The organism is Streptomyces longisporus, from assembly GCF_039532765.1.
In the GTDB taxonomy this organism is placed as follows: Bacteria; Actinomycetota; Actinomycetes; order Streptomycetales; family Streptomycetaceae; genus Streptomyces; species Streptomyces longisporus.
On the sequence record NZ_BAAASG010000024.1, the window covers coordinates 1 to 19,668 of the forward strand.

Genomic DNA, 19,668 nt, shown 5'->3' on the forward strand with positions numbered 1-19,668 from the left:
CCGGGGGGCCTGGAGGTGAGTCGAGGTGCCCAGGGGTCCTGGGGGTGGGCGGAGGTGTCCGGGTCCCGGAGGTGGGCCCGGTGTGGCTCGGGGCCGGAGGGCCCCGGGGTCCTCGGAGGCCGCTGCTGGAGGCCGGAGATGCCCGAGTGCCCGCCGGAGCTTGCCCGGAGGCCGCCCCAAGGCCTCCAGGGCCGCCCGTGGATCTCCGGTGGACCCACGGGAGATCGCCCCGCCTCGCCGTGTGCGAGGATCGAACGCATGGGAACGCCGGGTGGAGGAGGCGGCCGCCGGGTCGGCAGGCCGCGGGCCGCGCAACGGCCGGACAGTGGTCTGCAGCCGCGCGACGAACTGCTCGCGGCCGCCGCCGAGTTGTTCACCACCCGTGGGTACGCGGCCACCACCACCCGCGCCGTCGCCGAGCGCGCCGGGATGCGGCAGGCCTCCATGTACCACTACGTCTCCGGCAAGGAGGAACTCCTCGCCGAGTTGCTGGAGTCCACGGTCACGCCTTCGCTGGCCTACGCCCGACAGCTCCTCGCCGACGACGCGACCCCGCCCGAGGGACGGCTGTGGGAGCTGTGCCGGACGGACGTGGAGCTGCTGTGCGGCGGCCCGCACAACCTCGGCGGGCTGTATCTGCTGCCAGAGGTGCGGGCCGAGCGGTTCGCCGGCTTCCACGCCGTGCGCGCCGAACTGAAGGACGCCTACCGGCAGTTGCTCGCCGGAACGGCCGCCGGGAGCGCGCTCGCCAAGAACGAGCTCGATCTGCGTACGGACCTGTTGTTCGGTCTGATCGAAGGCGTGATCCTCGTGCACCGCTCCGACCCCGAACGCCCGGTGTCGGTGTTCGCCGAGGCCACGGCGGACGCGGCGCTGCGGATCGCCGGCGTCTGACCGATCGCTGCGGAAGCTGATCTTCACTCGTCACGGTGAGTGGTTTTCGTACGCCCTTACGTCGTGACGTAGCGTGTTCGAACAGCTGCCGGGTGTGCAAATGGAGCCGAGGGTACCCCTTGGTCCGGTCCCATTTCAGGTGCTTGCTGAATATGACACGGCGATGATCCGGTCGGACTAAGCTCGCCCGCAGCGCACCGAGTTGAGGTGTATTCGTGCGCTTGTTCCCAAAAATAATGAAGATCCTACGCAGTCCCATGCGTACCCCACTTGCAAGCTCCCCAGACACCCAGCCGATCCTTTTCAGAGGGCCTACATGGTGAGTGTTCAATCCCCTCCCGGGCGCCGTGAACTTCCTTACGCGCGCGTGCTGTTGCTGCCCGCCATAGTGATGGCCGCAGCGACCGGAGCAGCCGTCGCCCTGGTGGCCGTACCGGCCCGCGCGGCCGTCGTGTGGTGCGGCGCCGTCGCCACGCTCCTGGTGATCGCGACGGCGGCCGAAGCGGTACGCCGCGGCCGCACCCTGCAGGCGGTGCGCGAGGAGAGCGCCCGTCACCGTGCGTACATGGAACGGCGGATCGCCGGACACGAACAGGAGGTCCACCGCCTCTCGCACGAGATCGTCCCCATCGCCATCGAGTACCTGCGCGGCGGGCACTCGCCCCTGGACGTGGTCAACCTCCTCGGCGACATCGACCCCGCCTACCGCGACCTGCCAAAGGCCCAGGTGGCGTTGGTCAGGCGGATGCTCGACATCATCGACACCGAGGAAGCCCTGCGGGACTCCTCGGCGCGCTCCTTCGTCAACATCGCCCGCCGCGTCCAGGCGATCGTGCACCAACAGGCCAAGGAACTCCGGGAGATGGAGGAGGACCACGGCCGCAACCCCGAGGTCTTCGACGACCTGCTGCGCATCGACCACGGCACCGCGCTGATCGGCCGCCTCGCCGACTCCATCGCGGTGCTCGGCGGCGGCCGCCCCGGACGCCAGTGGCCCCAGCCCGTCCCGCTCTACAGCGTGCTGCGCGGCGCCATGTCCCGGATCCTGGAGTACAAGCGCATCTCGCTCGACAACATCGCCAAGGTCAACATCCGCGGCATCTCCGTCGAGCCGGTCATCCACGCCTGCGCCGAGCTCCTCGACAACGCCACGCGCTACTCGCCGCCGCAGACCAAGGTGCACGTCATCGCGACCGAGGTGCAGACCGGCATCGCCATCGAGATCGAGGACGCCGGCGTCAGCCTCAGCGAGGAGGCCCGTGCCAAGGCCGAGACCATGCTGGAGCGCGCCAAGGCCGGCGTCGACCTCCAGGAACTCGGCGACTCCCCCCGACTGGGCCTGGCCGTCGTGGGCCGCCTGTGCAAGGCGTTCGACATGCAGATCTCGCTGCGCGCCTCCGCGTACGGCGGTGTCCGCGCCGTCCTCGTCATCCCGCGGGTGATGGTGACCGGCGACGAGGCGCCCGGTCTCGCCCACGGCATCGGCGCCACCGCGGCGCCCAAGCTCGAACTCGGTGCGCTCGAAGGTCCCAAGCGCGCACCGAAGAGGCGGCGTCCCACCAGCCCGCGCATCCCGGCCGGCGTGTCCATGGAGGACGAGATCCCCGAGGTCACGGAGTGGACCGCGGGCGGCCTGCCGCAGCGTCGCAGCCGGGTCAAGATCCCGCTCAGCCAGCGGCTCGCCGAACAGGCCGCCGCCGAAGCGGCCGAGCGGGAGGCCCAGGCGAGCAGGCCCGCCTGGGCGACGCCCGTGCCCGAGCCGGAGCCGGAGACCAAGGAAACCGAACCCGGGCTGTGGGTCGAGGCGTTCTGGGAGGGCCTCAAGGGCGACCCGGACCCGACCGCATTCACCCAGCCGACCAACGAGCCGGCCCGTATCGAGGCCGACGACGAGAGGGACCACAAGTGATCCAGCAGCGAGCCAACTTCGACTGGATGCTCAAGGATCTCGCCGACGGAGTACCGGGCATCGAGATGATCGTGGTGCTCTCCGCCGACGGCCTGCGCATCGCTCGCTACGGGGGCGATCCGGACGCCGCCGACCGCGTCGCCGCGGCCTGCGCGGGACTGCAGAGCCTGGCGGGCGCCGTCGCCCATGAGATCCCGGGCAGCGACGGCCGGATGAAGCTGGTCATCATCGAGATCAACGGCGGTTACTTCTATCTGATGGCCGCCGGAGCCAACGCCTACCTCGCGGTGCTCTCCGACGTGGTCGCCGAGCCCGGTCTGATGAGCAACCGCATGCGCGATCTCGTCGTACGGATCGGGGCCCACCTCACCAGCCCGCCCCGGCGCAACGGGCAGACCGTATGACTCCTCCGCAACGCCGGCGGCGATACCCCAGTCAGGAAATCCCGGAACCTCCCCCGACACCCCCCAAGGAAGGCCAGGAGGGTGACACGAAGGCCCCGGAGCGGCTCTACGTCGTCGCCGGGCCGGACGGGGAACGCGCCGACATCGACCTGGTCACGTTAATCGTGGCGCGCGCCGACCCGCCGCCTTCCGCCACCCCGGAGCAGACGGCGATGCTCCGGCTGTGCACGGCCCCCCTCTCGGTGGCCGAGCTCTCGGCCTATCTGAGTCTGCCGTTCAGCGTGGTGACCGTGCTGCTGACCGAGATGCTGACGGCAGAACTGGTGCAGGCGCGCGCCCCGATCGTCCGGCAGGCGCTCCCCGACCGTTCCCTTCTCGAAGCGGTGATGCATGGACTTCAAAGGCTCTGACACCATCCCCGGACCACGAACAGAGGATCATCTGCCGCACACGGCCCAGGCCGCGGTGAAGATCGTGATCGTGGGCGGCTTCGGAGTCGGCAAGACGACGATGGTCGGCTCGGTCAGCGAGATCAGGCCGCTGACCACCGAGGAGACCATGACGCAGGCCGGCGTAGGGGTCGACGACAACTACGGCTCCGAGTCCAAGACGGCCACCACCGTGGCCATGGACTTCGGCCGCATCAGCATCACCGACCAACTGGTGCTCTACCTCTTCGGCACCCCCGGCCAGGAACGCTTCTGGTTCCTGTGGAACGGGCTGTTCGAGGGCGCGCTGGGCGCGGTCGTACTGATCGACACCCGGCGGCTCGAGGTCAGCTTCGACGTCATAGGGCGGCTGGAGGAACGCGGCGTGCCCTTCGTGGTGGCCGTCAACTCCTTCCCCGACGCGCCGCGTTACCCCATCGCCGAACTGCGCACCGCGCTCGACCTGGCCGAGGAGATCCCGATCATCGACTGCGACGCACGCCGCCGGGCCTCCAGCCGGGACGTCCTGATGACGCTGCTGCGCTTCCTGCATGCGCTGGCGATGGCGAAGGCGTCCACGTGAGCCGCCCGCACCTGGCCAGAGCCGTACGGCCGTACTAGTTCCCCTCTCCTTCCTGTACACCGGATTCACTTCAGCTTCGGAGCGACCATCGTGACGCCTGAACCCCTCTTTCCGACCGGCACGGACGAGCCTCTCGCCGGTCCGCCCCCCGGCTGCCCCGCGCACGGTATGGGCCCCGGCGGGCTGCGCCGCCTGTACGGCCCCGAGGCGGAGGACCTCGGAGACGTGTACGAGAAGCTCCGGGCCGAGTACGGCTCCGTGGCTCCCGCGCTGCTCCACGAGGACGTGCCGATCTGGGTGGTGCTCGGCCACAGCGAGAACCTGCACATGGTGAGCAGTCCCTCGCAGTACTGCCGTGACACCCGCTTGTGGACAGCCCTGCAGGACGGCACCATCAAGCCGGACCACCCGCTGATGCCACTCGTCGCCTGGCAGCCCATCTGCTGCCACGCCGAGGGCGACGAGCACCTGCGGCTGCGTGGCGCGGTCACCGGTGCCATGTCGACCATCGACCACCGGGGCATCCGCCGCCATATCAACCGTGCGACCCAGCACCTCGTGAACAAGTTCTGCGAGAAGGGCCGGGCCGACCTCGTCGGTCAGTTCGCCGAGCACCTGCCGATGGCGGTGATGTGTCAGATCCTCGGCATGCCCGAGGAGTACAGCGACCGGATCGTGCATGCCGCGCGCGACATGCTCAAGGGCACCGAGACCTCCATCGCCAGCAACGCGTACATCATGGAGGTCCTGATGCGGCTCACCGCCCGCCGCCGGGCCGAACCCGAGGACGACTTCACCAGCCACCTGATCAACCACCCGGCGCGGCTCAACGACGAGGAGGTCGGCCAGCATCTGCGCGTCGTCCTGATGGCCGCGTACGAGGCCACGGCCAACCTCCTCGCCAACGTGCTGCGACTGGTGCTCACCGACCCGGGCTTCCGCGCCCAGCTCAACGGCGGCCAGATGACGGTGCCCCAGGCGGTCGAGCAGTCCCTGTGGGACGAGCCGCCGTTCAGCGCCCAGCTCGCCTACATCGCCAAGCAGGACACCGAGCTGGGCGGACAGCGCATCCGCAAGGGCGACGGCCTGCTCCTGGGCATCGCGCCGGGCAACGTCGACCCGCGGGTCCGCCCCGACCTGTCGGCCAACATGATGGGCAACCGTTCCCACCTCGCCTTCAGCGGTGGCCCGCACGAGTGCCCGGGCCAGGACATCGGCCGCGCCATCGCCGACGTCGGCGTCGACGCGCTGCTCAGCCGTCTGCCGGACGTACAACTCGACTGCGAGGAAGAAGAGTTGCGTTGGCGAACTTCTCTCCTGAACCGGCATCTGGTGGAACTGCCGGTGTACTTCGAGCCGAGGCCGCAGCAGGACGTGAAGGCGAAGCCCAGCCACTCGCCCGTCCCCCCGCAGCGCACCGACTGGGAGGTCGGCACCAAGCGGCCCGAGCCGGCCGCTGCCGCCGCGGAGCCCCAGCCGGCGGCACCGGCCCAGCAGGCCGCGCAGGCACCCCAGGAACCGGTCCGCCCGACGGGCGCCTGGCGCCGTTTCCTGCGCTGGTGGCGCGGCTACTGACCGGCCCCCGGTAGGTGCGGGAGTACCGAGCGGCTGCCGGACCGCCCGAGTCAGGCGGCGGGCCGGTACCGCTCGGTGCCCTTGTGCCAGTGGTAGGAGCCTGCGGCCCAGCCCTGGATGGCCCGGGCGTGCCTGAGCACGGCGTGCTGAGTGGCAGGATCCACGTGCAGATCGCGCAGTGCTTGCGGGAGATCGGTCCTGACGGTTTCGTCGAGTGTCCTGACACGCCCCGTCAGGATGCGGTCGACGAGGCACACTGCCGAGTGGAGGGGGATGTCGTACAGCTCCTGCGCCACGTGCACGATGTTGTTCCTCGCGGCGCCTTCGAGGACTTCCTTGGGGTAGGACACGATGTCGTTGTGCAGATCGACTGTGTCCCGGAATGCATTGATCAGTACGGTGAAGGGGCGGGTTCCACGTATTTCCTCGGTAATTTCCCAGCCCAGTGAGTGCTCCATCAAAAGTGCACTGCACCCGGCCGCCCCGTAATCCCGGCGCATTTCTGTCTGCTCGATGAGGTCGGGGAATCGGCCGCGCGAGAGGTTGTCCGCTTCCCACAGCGATGCCTCCAGGAACTGTCGTACGGACCTGGCGTACAGGATCCGCCAGGAGCGCGTCGCCGAAGGGGCTGTGCGGTGCCACAGGTCCGCGAGTGCGCGTTCCAGCGGCTGCTCCGGGACTGGGCCCGAGTCATATGCGGTTATCGGCAGGAAGGCCATCAGCCGCTCGATGCGCTGCAGGATCCTCCGGCGATTGCCGAGGGCTTCACACCAGGGGAGGAAAACGTCGTCAAGACACCAGATGACGCTGTGCCAGCCGGACAGCAGCTCCAATTCCTGGGCGGAGGCATGTGGGTAGGTCAGGGCGGTGAACAGAGTGAAGTCCGCCCGGTCGAAGACGTCGGCGCTCCACCCGCCGTGATGTGAGTCGGTGTGCTGTGGTTCGAGCAGACCTAATGACCATGCCCAGGCGCGGACGCGTGGACGGACGTCCTCCAAGTGTGGGTTCACCCTGGTCTTGAACGGCATGTAGAACGAGGGTAGTTGGAAGGTGTCCAACAACACGGCTGCCTCCTGTGTGGTGACGGCGTCCTTCTGCACCGCACGAACTGGGCCTGCTCACGGAACCGATCGAACGTGGGCATTTTCGCAATTCGATTCGCGCCGAAGATGGCGCGGGCGATTCAGCGGTTCCTGAATACCGCGTGCACCTGACAGCTGTTCCAGTGCCTCCTGCGCAGAGCCCTCCCAAGCCGGCATGTGCGGGGTTGCTGTCGCGAATTCGACGCGACTTGATGCCATGGCCCGAGCCTCCGCAAGAACGTCCCACTTCTGGCTGTAATCCCCAGCGTGCGCGCGGCGCCCGTCTCCGTGAAGGAGCGTAGGAGGAGCGTACGTCGGCACGCGAGGGGCGCACTTGGTTGAAATGTTGTCATGTGTGGCATCGATCCGAAAGAGTTGGTTCTCAATCGTTCATAGCTGTGCGGGTGAACTGGTGGGGTACACGCGACACTTGTTGCCGACACTGCAGGAACGGTCTTACTGACCGGCCCAGTCGTCGTACGAGCTCCAAGCTCCGAGGGTTCGCCCACTGCGGAAGCGGTGTTCCACCCCGGTGACCGGATCGGTGAATTCCAGGGCCCGCGCCAGCAGCTGGAGCGGGCGTCGGAAGTCGTCGGCCGGCACGGGGGCGGTCACCACCGGGTAGAGCGGATCGCCGAGGATGGGCACCCCGAGCGCGTTCATGTGGACGCGCAGCTGGTGGGTCTGCCCGGTGCTCGGCGTCAGCCGGTACCGGCCGAGGCCGTGCGCAGTGCGCTCCATCAGCTCGACGCGGCTGACGGCGTTCGGCTCGCCCGCCACCTCATGGGCGGCGAGCACTCCCCGCTCCTTCACGATCCGGCTCCGCACGGTTCGCGGCAGGGCCAGCCCGGGATCGTACGGGGCCACCGCCTCGTACTCCTTCCGCACCCGCCGGTCACGGAACAGGGACTGGTACCTCCCCCGCTCCTCGGGCCGCACCGTGAACAGCACCAGCCCGGCGGTGAGCCGGTCCAGCCGGTGAGCGGCGCCGAGGGTCTCGATCCCCAGCTCCCGACGCAGCCGGGCGAGCGCGGTCTCGGCGATGTGGCTGCCGCGCGGGGTCGTGGCCAGGAAGTGCGGCTTGTCGACGACGACGATGTGCTCGTCGCGGTGCACGACCTCCAGCGGGAACGGCACCGGCACCTCGTCGGACAGCTCCCGGTGGAACCACACGAACATGCCGGGTACGTAAGCGGCGTCGGGGGCCACGGCTCGCCCGTCGGCGCCGACGATCTTCCCGGCGTCCAGCATTCCGTCGACGACACCTGCACCCGCACCGCTGAGCCGCTCGACCAGATGCTCGCGCACCGTGGCCCATGCGCCCTCGAGGGGCAGCCGCACCCGCACCGGATCGACCCCGTGGCGCTGCGGCAGGGGGGAAGGGGGAATGGGGGGCCTGCGTCTCATCACGATCAAGGGTACGGCGCCGGAAAATCCGTTGGCCGGGTCGCGTCCCGGCGGCAGGATGCGGACCATGCCGTACACCGCTGACTCCGTGCTGCCCGAGAAAACCCTCTCCCGGGCCCCGCAGCCCCTGCTCTTCGGCGGTGACGGGCTGGTCCTGCGCCCGTGGCGGACCGACGACGTGTCCGCGGTCCATGCGGCGTTCCAGGACCCCCTGATGCACCAGTGGCATCTCATGCGCAGCGACTCGGAGACGGAGGCCGCCGGATGGATCGAGACGTGGTGCGAGGAGTGGAAGAGGGAGCGGGGCGCCCAGTGGGCCGTCGTCGACGCGGACACCGATCGGCTGCTCGGGCGGGTGGCGCTGCGCGACATCAGGCTCGCCGAGGGCGTGGCCAAGGTCGCGTACTGGACCACGGCGGCGGCCCGCGGTCAGGGTGTGGCCGCACGAGCGACGAACACCCTGACCCGCTGGGCCTTCGAGGAGATCGGCTTCCACCGCCTGGAACTCCTGCATGCCACCGCCAACCAGGCCTCCTGCCGGGTCGCCGCCAAGACGGGCTTCGCCCTGGAAGGCACCAAGCGCAGCGCCTTCCTGCATCCTGACGGCTGGCACGACATGCATCTGCACGCGCGCGTGCGAGGCGACTGAGCTAGACCGCGGCCTCCGGAACCGCCTTTTCCGGTACGGCGCTTCGAGTGCCGGTCTGCTTCCGGTACGCCCGGTAGGCACCGCCGGCCACCACCGTGGCTGCGAGGAACAGCACCGTGAACCACTGGAAGTACCAGTGCCCGCCCGCCGGGTCGTACACCGCCGCCCTCGGCCAGGCCAGGTTGACCGTCATGAGGAGGCCGTAGAGGAGGGCGAGGGCGTTGACCGGGATGCCCCAGCGGCCCAGGGAGAAGAGCCGGCCGCCCGTCTCGTCGGTGCCTTCGGAGGTGAACTCGCCGCGCAGACGGCGGAGCAGGAGCGGGCCCGTGACCATCGCGTACGCCAGGTACAACATCACGATGCAGGTGGTGCCGATGGCCAGGAAGGCGTCCGGGGAGACGAAGTTGAGCAGCAGGAGCACCGCGGCGAGGGCACCGACGACGAGGGCGGGGGCGTTCGGCATGCCCGTGCTCGGGTTGACGCGGGCGAGGCGGCGGGAGAAGGGGAGCTGACCGTCGCGGGCCATGGAGAACAGCATCCGGCAGGCCGCGGTCTGGATGGCGAGCGTGGCCACCGCGATCGCCACCACCACGTCGGCCAGCAGCGCCTTGCCGACGCCGGCGCCGAGGCTGCTGGTCAGGACGTAGCTCAGACCGTCGACGCCCAGATGGCCGTCGGTCAGGCTGGGCGCGGCGAGCAGGCCGCCGAGGATGACCAGACCGCCGAGCAGGCCCGCGGCACCCAGTGCCGTGAGGATCGTCCGGGGCGCCGTACGCCGGGGGTGGTGTGTCTCCTCGCTCATCTCGCCCGCGCTGTCGAAGCCGATCATCACGTACGCCGCCGTGAAGGAACCCACGGCAAGTGCCCCGAACAGGCCTGATGTTGCTGCTCCCGTGGTGTGGAAGGTGATGCCGGGGGAGCGCTTCGAGTGGGTGAGCAGCAGCACGACGATGAGCGCCGCACCGATGATCTCGGCGGTCACGCCGACCCGGTTGATCAGGGACATCACCCGGTTGTCCACGATGTTCACGAGTGTGGTCAGTACCAGCAGGATCACTCCGAGGACCGCCGCGTTCGCCGCGCCGTCCTGCGAGGTCACCGCCGGGTCGGTGCCCACCAGCTGGAAGCCCGACCAGATCGCCGGCAGCACCATCTGCAGCGCCAGCGCCGCCGCCGCGACCACCACGATCTGTCCGATCACCATGATCCAGCCGGCGAACCAGCCGAAGGTGACGTTCGAAAGCCGCGAGGACCACTGGTAGATGGCGCCCGAGATCGGATACCGGGCGGCCAGCTCCGCGAAGCACGCGGCCACCAGCAACTGCCCGACCAGCACCACCGGCCAGGCCCAGAAGAAGACGGGGCCGCCGAACGCGTACCCGAAGGCGAAGAACTGGAAGACGGTCGTCAGTACGGAGATGAAGGAGAACCCGGCCGCGAAGGAGGCGTACCTGCCCAGGCTGCGGTGCAGTTCCTGGCGGTAGCCGAACTCGGCGAGCGAGCCGTCGTCGGGCGGGTGCGGTGGGTCGGGGCGTACGTCGGAGGGGGTGGTTGTCGTCACGGCGGCACCTGCCTTCGGCGCGGGGAGCGGGGAGTGGCGCGGGTTCCTGTCAGGCGACAGAAATTAGGGACGGGCTGTTTCGTGCGCGTCACGGCGCCATGTCCAGGGCGGGCCCAAGTCCTCACGCCCTTGCTCTGCGCCTCTGAACGCGATACATCGTGTGTATTGACGCCCGTTGGGGATCGCGATATGTTCGGTCACGGATATTCGTGAGCGAGGTGATCGGTCATGGCGATGAAGCGCCGCAAGCTCAGCAACCCGCTGGCGCTCGCCGTGCTGGTCACGCTCTGGCAGAAGCCGATGCATCCGTACGAGATCGCCCAGACCCTGCGCCAACAGGGCAAGGACATCAGCACGAAGATCAAGTACGGCTCGCTCTACACGGTCGTGCAGAACCTCCAGAAGCACGGCTTCGTGGAGGTCGCGGAGGTCGAGCGGAAGGGCAACCGGCCCGAGCGCACGGTCTACGGGCTCACCGAGGCGGGGCGGGAGGAGATGGCCGACTGGCTGTCCGATCTGCTGGCCGTCCCGGCCAAGGAGTTCCCGATCTTCGAGACCGCGCTGTCACTGCTCGGGGCGCTGCCTCCCGACGACGTGGTGCGGCTGCTCCAGGAGCGGCTGCAGAACCTCGAGGTGGAGGTGGCGAGCGGGCGCGCGGCGCTGCAGAAGCTCGGCGAGACGCTCCCGAGGCTCTTCCTCGTCGAGGTCGAGTACCAGTTGCACATGGTCGAGGCGCAGGCGGAATGGGTCCGCGGTTTCCTGGAGGAGATCGAGAAGGGCTCGCTGCCGGGCGTCGACGGGTGGCGCCACTTCCACGAAACGGGGGAGCTGCCACCGGAGTTCACCTGACGAAACAGACCCCGGCCGGGCTGTTGCAGCAGCTGGGCCGGGGTCTCGAACCCCGAACCGAATCCGCCGTGAAGCGGCTCCAGGCGATCGAGGTGCGGCACACCCAGGATAGCCCGGCGCTCTTCACGCGGACGGATCAGTTGTCATCCGGTCGTTTGTCATCCGCTCATTCAGGAGAGCAGTCGTGAGTGCTACCCGTGCGCCCGCAGTGCAGGCGCGCCAGCTGATCAAGACCTACCCCGGTGAGGTCACCGCCCTGTGCGGCATGGACGTCACCGTCGAACCGGGCACCGTCTTCGGGCTCCTCGGGCCCAACGGCGCCGGCAAGTCCACCACCGTCAAGATCCTCACCACCCTCGCGCAGCCCGACTCGGGCACCGCCACCGTCGCCGGGCACGACGTGCTGCGCCACCCGGACCGGGTGCGCCGCGCGATCGGCGTGGTCGCCCAGAGCTCCGGCGCCGATCCGGTCGCCACCGGCCGCGAGAACCTCCAACTGCAGGGCAGGCTCTACGGGTTGAAGGGCGCCGCCCTCAGCAGCCGGGTGGACGAGCTGCTCGACCGCTTCGGTCTCGCCGACGCCGCAAAGCGCCCGGTCAAGGGCTACTCCGGCGGTATGCGCCGCCGGCTCGATGTCGCCCTCGGGCTGGTGCACCGGCCCGAGGTGCTCTTCCTCGACGAACCCACCACCGGCCTCGATCCCGAGGCCCGGACGGCGATGTGGGACGAGATCGACCGGCTGGCGGGGGAGGAGGGGCTGACGATCCTGCTCACCACGCACTATCTGGAGGAGGCCGACCGGCTCGCCGAGCGCATCGCCATCGTCGATCGCGGCCGGGTCGTCGTCGAGGGCACCCCGGACTCCCTCAAGGGTGAACTGCGCGGCGATGCAGTCCACTTGGAGCTCAGGGAACCGGTCGGCGAGGCCGGCCGTACGCTCCTCAAAGGCGCCCTCGGCGCTCTGCCCGGAATGCACGAGGTGCTGATCGACGGGCGCCGGGTCAGCGTCCGCGCCGACGACGGGGCCGCGGCCGTACCCGCCCTGCTCGGGGCGCTGGAGCGGGCCGGGGTCGGGGTCGCCGCCGCGACCGTCGCCCGGCCCTCCCTCGACGACGTCTACCTCCGCTACGCCGGCCGCCGTTACTCGGAGGCCGGCGCCGAGGCCACCGGGAACCTCGTCCTCGCCGGAGGTGCGCGATGAGCACGGCCGTCTCCCAGACCTGGTACATGACGCAGCGCCAGCTCATGGTGTTCACCCGGCAGCCGGCGTACGCGGTCATTACGCTGATCCAGCCGGTGATCTGGCTGTTCCTGTTCGGCAACCTCTTCAAGAAGGTGGTCGAGCTGGGCGGCTTCGGGACGACCACGTACCTCGACTACCTCGTCCCGGGCGTGGTCGTGATGAGTGCGCTCAGCTCCAACATGTGGGCCGGGATGGGCACACTGGAGGAGATCCAGCGTGGCACGCTCAACCGCTTCCTGACCACTCCGGTCAGCCGGGCCGCGCTGATGAACGGCAACGTCGTCAACAACGGCCTGGTCACCGCGTTCCAGTCGGTCGTCATCGTGCTGCTCGCGCTTGCGGGCGGCGCCGACTACCCGGGCGGCGTCGGCGGCATCGCGATCCTGGTCCTCGCCTCCGTGCTGCTCGGCACCGTCTTCGGGGCGCTGTCCAACGCGCTGGGCATGCTGGTGCGGGAGCGGGAGTCGATCATCGGCATCAACACCTTTCTGCTGCTGCCGCTGACGTTCCTTTCCAGTGCCTTCATGGCGCCGTCCCAGATGCCGTCCTGGATGCGGCACATCGCCGACTTCAACCCGCTCAACTGGGCGATGGTCGCGGGCCGTTCGGCACTGTCGGAACACCCCGACTGGGGTGCCGTCCTCAGCCGCGGCGGGGCGCTGCTGGCGCTCGCGGTGGCGGCGGTGTGGCTGTCGATCCGGACGTTCCGCTCCTACCAGCGGTCGGTGTGAGCGCACCTCTCGGCGCGACGGCGAGGCGACGGGGCGGCACCTCGACGAGGTGCCGCCCCTTCGGACGTCCTACGCGGCGGACGCCGCGCTCTCCTGCTCCGCCTCGATGCGCGCGTTCCACTCCCGCTTGGAGGCCTGCCAGCCGTCCTCGTTGTGGCCGAGCCGCCAGTAGCCGGAGATCGACAGGTCCTCGCGCGGGACGGCCAGGTCGCAGCGCAGCAGCTGGCGCAGCTCCTTCACGAAGTGCGCCTCGCCGTGCACGAACGCATGCATCCGGCCCTCCGGGAACCGCAGCGAGCGTACGGCCTCGACGAGCGCCTCGCCGATGGGCCGGTCCCCGCGGTGCAGCCAGACGACCTCCACGTCGGAGTCGATCTTCTGCTCCTCCTCGGGGCCCGAGACCTCCACGAAGGCGTGCGCCGTGACGCCCTCGGGCAGCGACTCCAGGGAGCGGGCGATCGCCGGCAGGGCGCTCTCGTCGCCGACGAGCAGATGCCAGTCGGCGCTGATGTCCGGGGCGTAGGCGCCGCCCGGGCCCATGAAGTGCACGGTCTCGCCCGGCTGGACACGCGCCGCCCACGGGCCGGCCAGGCCCTCGTCGCCGTGGATCACGAAGTCCAGCGCCAGCTCGCGGTGGACCGGGTCCCAGGCCCGTACGGTGTACGTCCGGGTCACCGGCCACTGCTCGCGCGGCAGTTCCTCGCGGATGCGCTCCAGATCGAAGGGCTCGGGATAGGCGACGCCCTCGCTCGGCGGGAACAGCAGCTTCACATAGTGGTCGGTGCAGGTGTCCGCCGCGAACTCGGCCAGACCCTCGCCACCGAGGACCACGCGCTGCATGTGCGGAGTCAGCCGTTCCGTGCGCACGACCTGCGCTGACCGGGCCTTCCGCGGCTTCCGTGCCGGGCGTTCTGCCATGGCGGCCTCCCTGTTCCCCAAGCTTAGGTTTGCCTAAGTTAGCATCTTCCCTCAGTTAACACCTCTCCCTTGAAGACTTGATGAGTGCACGTTGCCGGAAACGTCACATCCCCAGCGTCGTCAGCAGCCGCTGCAGCGAGCCGCCCAGTCCCCATCGCACCGCCAGCTCGTCCAGCGCCGCCGAGTCGCGCGGGGCGTGCGGCAGGGTCGTGTCCACATCCGGCAGTGGCACGTCGTCGGCGACCTTGACGACCTTCGGGGCCACGGCGACGTACGGCCGCGCCTCGTCGAGCCGCTTGCGCTGCGACGGTGTGAGCTTGGCCTTCGGGTCCTCGACCGCGGCCATGATCCCGGCCAGGTCCCCGAACTCGGCGAGCAGCTTCGCGGCCGTCTTCTCGCCGATGCCCGGCACCCCCGGCAGGCCGTCGCTCGGGTCGCCGCGCAGCAGCGCCAGATCCGCGTACCCCGCGCCGTCCACCCCATACTTCTCGCGCAGCCAAGCCTCGTCGGTGAGCTGCAGCGTGCCGACGCCCTTGAGCGGGTACAGCACGCGCACCCCGCGCGCATCGTCCACCAGCTGGTACAGGTCGCGGTCGCCGGTGACGATGTCGACCGGGCCCTTCGCCCGCGCGGTGAACGTGCCGATCACATCGTCCGCCTCGTACGGCTCGACGCCCACGCGCGCGATGCCGAGCGCGTCGAGGACGGCCTCGATGACCGGCACCTGCGGGGAGAGCGTGTCCGGCACCTCCTCCTCGTCCGGGCCCACCTCGTGCTCCTCGGCGACGCGGTGCGCCTTGTAGGAGGGGATCAGGTCGACCCGCCACTGCGGGCGCCAGTCCGCGTCCATGCACGCCACCAGGTGGTCCGGGCGGTGGTCCTTGACCAGGCGGTCGATGAATTCGAGGAGCCCGCGCACGGCGTTCACCGGGGTGCCGTCCGGGGCCTTCACGGACTCCGGCACGCCGAAGTAGGCGCGGAAATAGAGCGAGGCGGTGTCGAGGAGCATCAGTCGTCCGGTCACGCCTCGCATCATGCCGTACGGCACTGACAGTCACCCGCCGGCGAGCAGCCACCGCCAGCGCGGACGTTCGGTCACCAGGGTGGCGGCGGCCAGCAGCGACACCAGGACGGCCGCCCAGGCGGGAAACAGCCACCACGCGGAGGTCACGGCCGCGACGAGCTGGAGCAGCACGAGCAGGACAGTGCCCCAGCCCGGCACGGCGACGACCACCTTCTCCTTGTCCCCGGGTGTGGAGAAGACGGTCGGCAGACCGATCAGCACCAGCACCGCGAGGACGGCGAGCGGCCAGGAGTACGGCCACAGGGCCCAGGGTGTGGCGATCCAGGCCACCAGCTCCGTCGCGAAGCGCAGCACCGACGCACGTCTGTCGTCCGGTCGTTCCACAGTCGCCCCCCAGACGCACCGATGTGAAGCACCGGCGGCGATCCTACGCACTGGTTGTGAACTGAACCACTTCCGCGTTTGTCCTGGTCGGCCGAGGGCAGGCGCGGCCGTTGTCCCCCCACCCCGTGATGAGAGGCAGACGTGTCATCCAGGCTAGAGGCCGAACATCTCTACAAGGTGTTCGGCAGACGACCCGACGACGCAGTCGAGCGGCTCCGACAGGGAGCCGACCGGGAGGAGCTGCGCGCCGACGGCACCACGGCCGCCGTGATCGACGCGTCCTTCACCGTGGAACCGGGCCAGATCTTCGTCGTCATGGGCCTGTCCGGCTCCGGCAAGTCCACGCTGCTGCGCATGCTCAACGGCCTGCTGGAGCCCACCGCGGGACAGGTCCGCTTCGACGGCCAGGACCTGACCGCGCTCGGCGACCGTGAGCTGCGGGCGGTCCGCGCGCGGAAGATCAGCATGGTCTTCCAGCACTTCGCGCTGTTCCCGCACCGCAGCGTCCTCGAGAACGCCGGCTACGGCCTGGCCGTGCAGGGCGTGCCCCGCGCCGAGCGTGAGCAGCGCGCCGGCGAGGCGCTGGCCCTGTGCGGACTGGCCGGCTGGGAGAAGTCCTGGCCCGACGAGCTGTCCGGCGGCATGCAGCAGCGCGTCGGCCTCGCCCGCGCCCTCGCCACCGACGCCGACCTGCTGCTGATGGACGAGTCCTTCAGCGCCCTGGACCCGCTGATCCGCCGCGACATGCAGGACCAACTGCTCGAACTGCAGCGGAGCCTGAAGAAGACCATCGTCTTCATCACCCACGACCTCAACGAGGCCATGCGCCTGGGCGACGGCATCGCCGTCATGCGCGACGGCCGTATCGTCCAGACCGGCACCGCCGAGGACATCCTGCTGCGGCCCGCGAACGACTACGTCGCCTCCTTCATCCAGGACGTCGACCGCTCCCGCGTACTGACCGCGTCCGCCGTCATGGACACGGACGTACAGGGCGACGAGGCCGACTGCGGCTGCACGAGCGACTGCGAGACCGCGACGCCCGACACGCCGTTCACCGAGCTCTGCGCGATGAGCGCCCGGACGACGCACCCCGTGGCCGTCCTCGACTCCCAGGACAAACTCGTCGGAGTGGTCCCGAGCCGGCGCCTGGTCGCCTTCCTCGGCAACGAGGAGGCCGTCCATGCCTAGGATCCCGCTCGGCGACTGGGTCAACAGCACCGTCGACTGGCTGCTGGCCCATGTGTCCTGGCTCTTCGACTTCTTCAAGGCCGTCTTCTCGGGCACCTACGACGGCATCAACGCCGTTCTGCAGGCCCCCGAACCCCTGCTGCTCGCGGGCATCTTCGCCGTGCTCGCGTTCTGGCTGCGCGGCACCCTCGCAGGTGTCCTGACCTTCGTGGGATTCGCCTTCATCGACTCCCTCGAACTGTGGGACGACGCGATGGTCACCCTTTCGCTCGTCCTCGTCGCCACCATCATCGCGCTGGTGATCTCGGTGCCCGTCGGCATCTGGGCCGCGCGCTCCAACCGGGTCAGCGGGCTCGTCCGGCCCGTCCTGGACTTCATGCAGACGCTGCCCGCGATGATCTACCTCATCCCGGCGATCCTGTTCTTCGGCACCGGCGCCTCCGCCGGCATCGTCGCCACCCTGATCTTCGCGCTCGCCCCCGGCGTGCGCATGACGGAACTGGGCATCCGCCAGGTCGACAAGGAACTCGTCGAGGCCGCCGAGGCCTTCGGCACCTCGCCCCGCGACACCCTCCTGCGCGTCCAGCTGCCCCTCGCACTGCCGACCGTCATGGCCGGTGTGAACCAGGTCATCATGCTCGGCCTGTCCATGGCAGCGATCGCCGGCATGGTCGGCACCAGCGGCCTCGGCGGCGACGTCAACGAGGCCATCGGCCAGCTCAACGTGGGCCTCGGCTCCGAGGCCGGTGTCGCGATCGTGATCCTCGCGATCTACCTCGACCGCATGACCGGCGCCCTGGGCACCCATGTCTCCCCGCTGGGCCGCCGCGCCGCCGCCAAGGCCCGCGCCGCCCAGGGCCTGAGGATCTGGTCGTATCGGCCCAGTCCGCAGATCGCGGTCATCGGTGTCGTGATCCTCGCGCTCGTCGCGGGCGGCATGGGCGTCTTCGGCGGAAGCAGCGGCTCCGCCCCGGTGGCCGACGGCAAGGACGTCGGCCAGGGCAAGAAGATCAGCATCGGCTACATCCCCTGGGACGAGGGCGTCGCCTCCACCTACCTGTGGAAGGAGATCCTCGAAGAGCGCGGCTACCAGGTGGACGCCAAGCAGTTCGACGCCGGCCCGCTCTACACCGCGCTCGCCCAGGGCACCGTCGACTTCCAGACCGACGCCTGGCTGCCGACCACGCACGCCCAGTACTGGAAGAAGTACGGCAGCAAGCTCGACGACCTCGGCGCCTGGTACGGCAAGACCTCCCTGGAGCTGAGCGTCCCCTCGTACATGAAGGGCATCGACTCCCTGGACGACCTCAGGGGCAAGGCGGGCACCTTCGGCGGGAAGATCACCGGCATCGAGTCCAGCGCCGGCGAGATGGCCCTGCTCAAGAGCAAGGTGCTTGGGGCATACGGCCTGGACAAGGAGTACAAGGTCGTCGACAGCTCCACCCCGGCGATGCTGGCCGAGCTCAAGCGGGCGTACAGCCAGAAGCAGCCCATCGTCGTCACCCTCTGGTCGCCGCACTGGGCGTACAACGACTACAAGCTGAAGAAGCTCAAGGACCCCAAGGGTGCCTGGGGCGAGGGCGACGGTGTGCACACGCTCGCCCGCAAGGGCTTCGCGGGCGACAACCCCGTCGTCGGCAAGTGGCTGAAGAACTTCAAGATGAGCGAGAAGCAGCTCACCAGCCTCGAGGCCGAGATCAACAAGGCAGGCAAGGGCAAGCAGCAGGACGCCGTGCGCGCCTGGCTGAAGGACAACCCGGGGTTCGTGGACAAGGCGGCCCCCGTCCCGCACAACTCCGCCTCCGCCGAGGCCAAGCGGCCCGTGAACGTCGCCTGGTTCCCCTGGGACGAGGACATCGCCGTCACCCACCTCTGGAAGAACGTCCTGGAGCGGCGCGGCTACCGGCTCAACCTCAAGCAGATGGACGTCGGCCCGGTCTACACCGGACTCGCCTCCGGCGACCTCGACGTCAACTTCGACGCCTGGCTGCCGTACGCGCAGAAGAACTACTGGGACAAGTCCAAGGACAGTCTCAAGGACCTCGGCACGTGGTACCAGCCGACCTCGCTGGAGGTCGCCGTGCCCTCGTACGTCAAGGGCGTGAAGTCCTACGAGGACCTCAAGGGCAAGGGGGGCCTCTTCGGCGGGAAGATCATCGGGATCGAGCCGGGCACCGGCGAGATGAACCTGCTCAAGACGAAGGTGCTGCCCGGCTACGGCCTGGACAAGGAGTACAAGGTCGTCGACGGCTCGACCCCGGCGATGCTGGCGGAGCTCAAGCGTGCCTACGCCCAGAAGAAGCCCGTCGCCGTGGTGCTGTGGTTGCCGCACTGGGCGTACAGCCGGTACGACCTGACCAAGCTGAAGGACGACAAGAAGCTCTTCGGCGAGGGCAACACGATCCGCACCATCTCCAACGACAAGTTCCCCGAGCAGTACCCGCAGCTCACCAAGTGGATCAAGAACTTCAGGATGAGTGAGGCCGAGCTCGGCAGCCTGGAGGCCGAGATCAACAAGCGCGGCCAGGGCCACGAGCAGGAGGCCGTCGCCGCCTGGCTCAAGGAGCACCCGGACATGGTCGGGCGGATGACGCCGCAGTAGGCCGGATGACGCTTCCGTAGGGAAGCACGCGCGCGTGGGCGGTCCGTCGCGAGACGGGCCGCCCACGCGCGCGTGAAGGATGTACGAAAAGGATCCGGCCAACCACGGAGCGCCATGCCATCGCCCAAGCCTCAGCGCTCTCCGGGCCGGAAGTGCCGAGCGCACATGCACCGCGCCGCGCACCCTGGTCGGCCGGGCCGAATCCGCCTCCGGCGTCGCCTCGATGCATGGCGG

At 69.4% G+C, this 19,668-nt stretch carries 18 protein-coding genes; 12 read left to right on the top strand and 6 right to left on the bottom strand.

The features are described from left to right. Positions 1-258 precede the first annotated feature (258 nt). From ABD355_RS37840 to ABD355_RS37865, 6 genes are all read left to right on the top strand, one after another. A complete protein-coding gene (locus ABD355_RS37840) occupies positions 259-894 on the top strand; it encodes a TetR/AcrR family transcriptional regulator (protein WP_344405601.1) in 636 nt (211 codons plus the stop codon). A gap of 316 nt (positions 895-1,210) precedes the next feature. After that, on the top strand, positions 1,211-2,803 hold the full coding sequence (locus tag ABD355_RS37845; RefSeq protein ID WP_344405602.1) for a sensor histidine kinase: 1,593 nt from the start codon (positions 1,211-1,213) through the stop codon (positions 2,801-2,803). Then, positions 2,800-3,207, top strand: coding sequence for a roadblock/LC7 domain-containing protein (locus ABD355_RS37850; RefSeq protein WP_016434374.1), 408 nt, complete (start codon positions 2,800-2,802; stop codon positions 3,205-3,207). The genes ABD355_RS37845 and ABD355_RS37850 overlap by 4 nt, the downstream gene beginning before the upstream one ends. Continuing rightward, on the top strand, positions 3,204-3,617 hold the full coding sequence (locus ABD355_RS37855) for a DUF742 domain-containing protein (RefSeq protein WP_344405603.1): 414 nt from the start codon (positions 3,204-3,206) through the stop codon (positions 3,615-3,617). Before ABD355_RS37850 ends, ABD355_RS37855 begins: the two co-directional genes overlap by 4 nt. Then, positions 3,598-4,218, top strand: a complete 621-nt coding sequence (locus ABD355_RS37860; protein ID WP_344405604.1) for a GTP-binding protein — start codon at positions 3,598-3,600, stop codon at positions 4,216-4,218. Before ABD355_RS37855 ends, ABD355_RS37860 begins: the two co-directional genes overlap by 20 nt. A 90-nt stretch (positions 4,219-4,308) precedes the next feature. Then, positions 4,309-5,793 carry a cytochrome P450 gene (locus ABD355_RS37865; RefSeq protein ID WP_344405605.1) on the top strand — a complete coding sequence of 495 codons (1,485 nt, stop codon included), beginning with the start codon at positions 4,309-4,311 and terminating at the stop codon, positions 5,791-5,793. 50 nt (positions 5,794-5,843) lie between these two features. Here the strand turns inward: ABD355_RS37865 and ABD355_RS37870 are convergent, their stop codons facing one another. Together ABD355_RS37870 and ABD355_RS37875 are read right to left on the bottom strand one after the other, a co-directional pair. After that, a complete protein-coding gene (locus tag ABD355_RS37870) occupies positions 5,844-6,893 on the bottom strand; it encodes a terpene synthase family protein (RefSeq protein WP_344405606.1) in 1,050 nt (349 codons plus the stop codon). Between the two features lie 438 nt (positions 6,894-7,331). Continuing rightward, positions 7,332-8,282 (bottom strand): RluA family pseudouridine synthase, encoded by a 951-nt coding sequence (locus ABD355_RS37875; RefSeq protein WP_344405608.1) that lies wholly within the window; start codon positions 8,280-8,282, stop codon positions 7,332-7,334. A 67-nt stretch (positions 8,283-8,349) separates the two neighbouring features. Between ABD355_RS37875 and ABD355_RS37880 the strand changes: the two genes are divergently transcribed. After that, positions 8,350-8,931: a GNAT family N-acetyltransferase gene (locus tag ABD355_RS37880; RefSeq protein ID WP_344405609.1), complete on the top strand. Its 582-nt coding sequence runs from the start codon at positions 8,350-8,352 to the stop codon at positions 8,929-8,931. Between the two features lies 1 nt (position 8,932). Here ABD355_RS37880 and ABD355_RS37885 read toward each other — a convergent pair whose 3' ends face one another. Next, positions 8,933-10,492, bottom strand: a complete 1,560-nt coding sequence (locus tag ABD355_RS37885) for an amino acid permease (protein ID WP_344405610.1) — start codon at positions 10,490-10,492, stop codon at positions 8,933-8,935. A 228-nt stretch (positions 10,493-10,720) separates the two neighbouring features. Between ABD355_RS37885 and ABD355_RS37890 the strand changes: the two genes are divergently transcribed. From ABD355_RS37890 to ABD355_RS37900, 3 genes are all read left to right on the top strand, one after another. After that, positions 10,721-11,341 carry a PadR family transcriptional regulator gene (locus tag ABD355_RS37890; protein ID WP_344405611.1) on the top strand — a complete coding sequence of 207 codons (621 nt, stop codon included), beginning with the start codon at positions 10,721-10,723 and terminating at the stop codon, positions 11,339-11,341. Between the two features lie 184 nt (positions 11,342-11,525). Beyond that, entirely contained in the window at positions 11,526-12,542 is a 1,017-nt protein-coding gene (locus ABD355_RS37895) for an ATP-binding cassette domain-containing protein (RefSeq protein ID WP_344405612.1), read from the top strand. Beyond that, complete coding sequence (locus ABD355_RS37900; RefSeq protein WP_344405613.1) at positions 12,539-13,315, top strand: ABC transporter permease; 777 nt, start codon at positions 12,539-12,541, stop codon at positions 13,313-13,315. Before ABD355_RS37895 ends, ABD355_RS37900 begins: the two co-directional genes overlap by 4 nt. A gap of 69 nt (positions 13,316-13,384) precedes the next feature. On the opposite strand, the gene ABD355_RS37905 is transcribed toward ABD355_RS37900, so the two are convergent. The 3 genes from ABD355_RS37905 to ABD355_RS37915 form a co-directional block, all read right to left on the bottom strand. Continuing rightward, positions 13,385-14,233, bottom strand: coding sequence for a siderophore-interacting protein (locus tag ABD355_RS37905; RefSeq protein ID WP_344405614.1), 849 nt, complete (start codon positions 14,231-14,233; stop codon positions 13,385-13,387). 103 nt (positions 14,234-14,336) lie between these two features. Continuing rightward, positions 14,337-15,266, bottom strand: a complete 930-nt coding sequence (locus tag ABD355_RS37910) for a 5'-3' exonuclease (RefSeq protein WP_344405900.1) — start codon at positions 15,264-15,266, stop codon at positions 14,337-14,339. Positions 15,267-15,287: 21 nt separating this feature from the next. Further along, the gene (locus ABD355_RS37915) at positions 15,288-15,641 is read right to left on the bottom strand and encodes a hypothetical protein (protein WP_344405615.1); all 354 of its coding nucleotides are present in this window, start codon (positions 15,639-15,641) and stop codon (positions 15,288-15,290) included. 141 nt (positions 15,642-15,782) lie between these two features. On the opposite strand from ABD355_RS37915, the gene ABD355_RS37920 reads away from it, so the two are divergent. After that, on the top strand, positions 15,783-16,832 hold the full coding sequence (locus ABD355_RS37920) for a quaternary amine ABC transporter ATP-binding protein (protein WP_344405617.1): 1,050 nt from the start codon (positions 15,783-15,785) through the stop codon (positions 16,830-16,832). Further along, complete coding sequence (locus ABD355_RS37925; protein ID WP_344405618.1) at positions 16,825-19,434, top strand: ABC transporter permease/substrate binding protein; 2,610 nt, start codon at positions 16,825-16,827, stop codon at positions 19,432-19,434. Before ABD355_RS37920 ends, ABD355_RS37925 begins: the two co-directional genes overlap by 8 nt. Positions 19,435-19,668 lie beyond the last annotated feature (234 nt).

What these genes read in the sequence shown, in the direction of transcription:
- ABD355_RS37900 (WP_344405613.1), top strand. Translation starts at nt 12,539, where the DNA reads ATGAGCACGGCCGTCTCCCAGACCTGGTACATGACGCAGCGCCAGCTC.
- ABD355_RS37845 (WP_344405602.1), top strand. Translation starts at nt 1,211, where the DNA reads ATGGTGAGTGTTCAATCCCCTCCCGGGCGCCGTGAACTTCCTTACGCG.
- ABD355_RS37925 (WP_344405618.1), top strand. Translation starts at nt 16,825, where the DNA reads ATGCCTAGGATCCCGCTCGGCGACTGGGTCAACAGCACCGTCGACTGG.
- ABD355_RS37910 (WP_344405900.1), bottom strand. Translation starts at nt 15,266, where the DNA reads ATGCGAGGCGTGACCGGACGACTGATGCTCCTCGACACCGCCTCGCTC.
- ABD355_RS37905 (WP_344405614.1), bottom strand. Translation starts at nt 14,233, where the DNA reads ATGGCAGAACGCCCGGCACGGAAGCCGCGGAAGGCCCGGTCAGCGCAG.
- ABD355_RS37860 (WP_344405604.1), top strand. Translation starts at nt 3,598, where the DNA reads ATGGACTTCAAAGGCTCTGACACCATCCCCGGACCACGAACAGAGGAT.
- ABD355_RS37875 (WP_344405608.1), bottom strand. Translation starts at nt 8,282, where the DNA reads ATGAGACGCAGGCCCCCCATTCCCCCTTCCCCCCTGCCGCAGCGCCAC.
- ABD355_RS37840 (WP_344405601.1), top strand. Translation starts at nt 259, where the DNA reads ATGGGAACGCCGGGTGGAGGAGGCGGCCGCCGGGTCGGCAGGCCGCGG.
- ABD355_RS37890 (WP_344405611.1), top strand. Translation starts at nt 10,721, where the DNA reads ATGGCGATGAAGCGCCGCAAGCTCAGCAACCCGCTGGCGCTCGCCGTG.
- ABD355_RS37880 (WP_344405609.1), top strand. Translation starts at nt 8,350, where the DNA reads ATGCCGTACACCGCTGACTCCGTGCTGCCCGAGAAAACCCTCTCCCGG.
- ABD355_RS37855 (WP_344405603.1), top strand. Translation starts at nt 3,204, where the DNA reads ATGACTCCTCCGCAACGCCGGCGGCGATACCCCAGTCAGGAAATCCCG.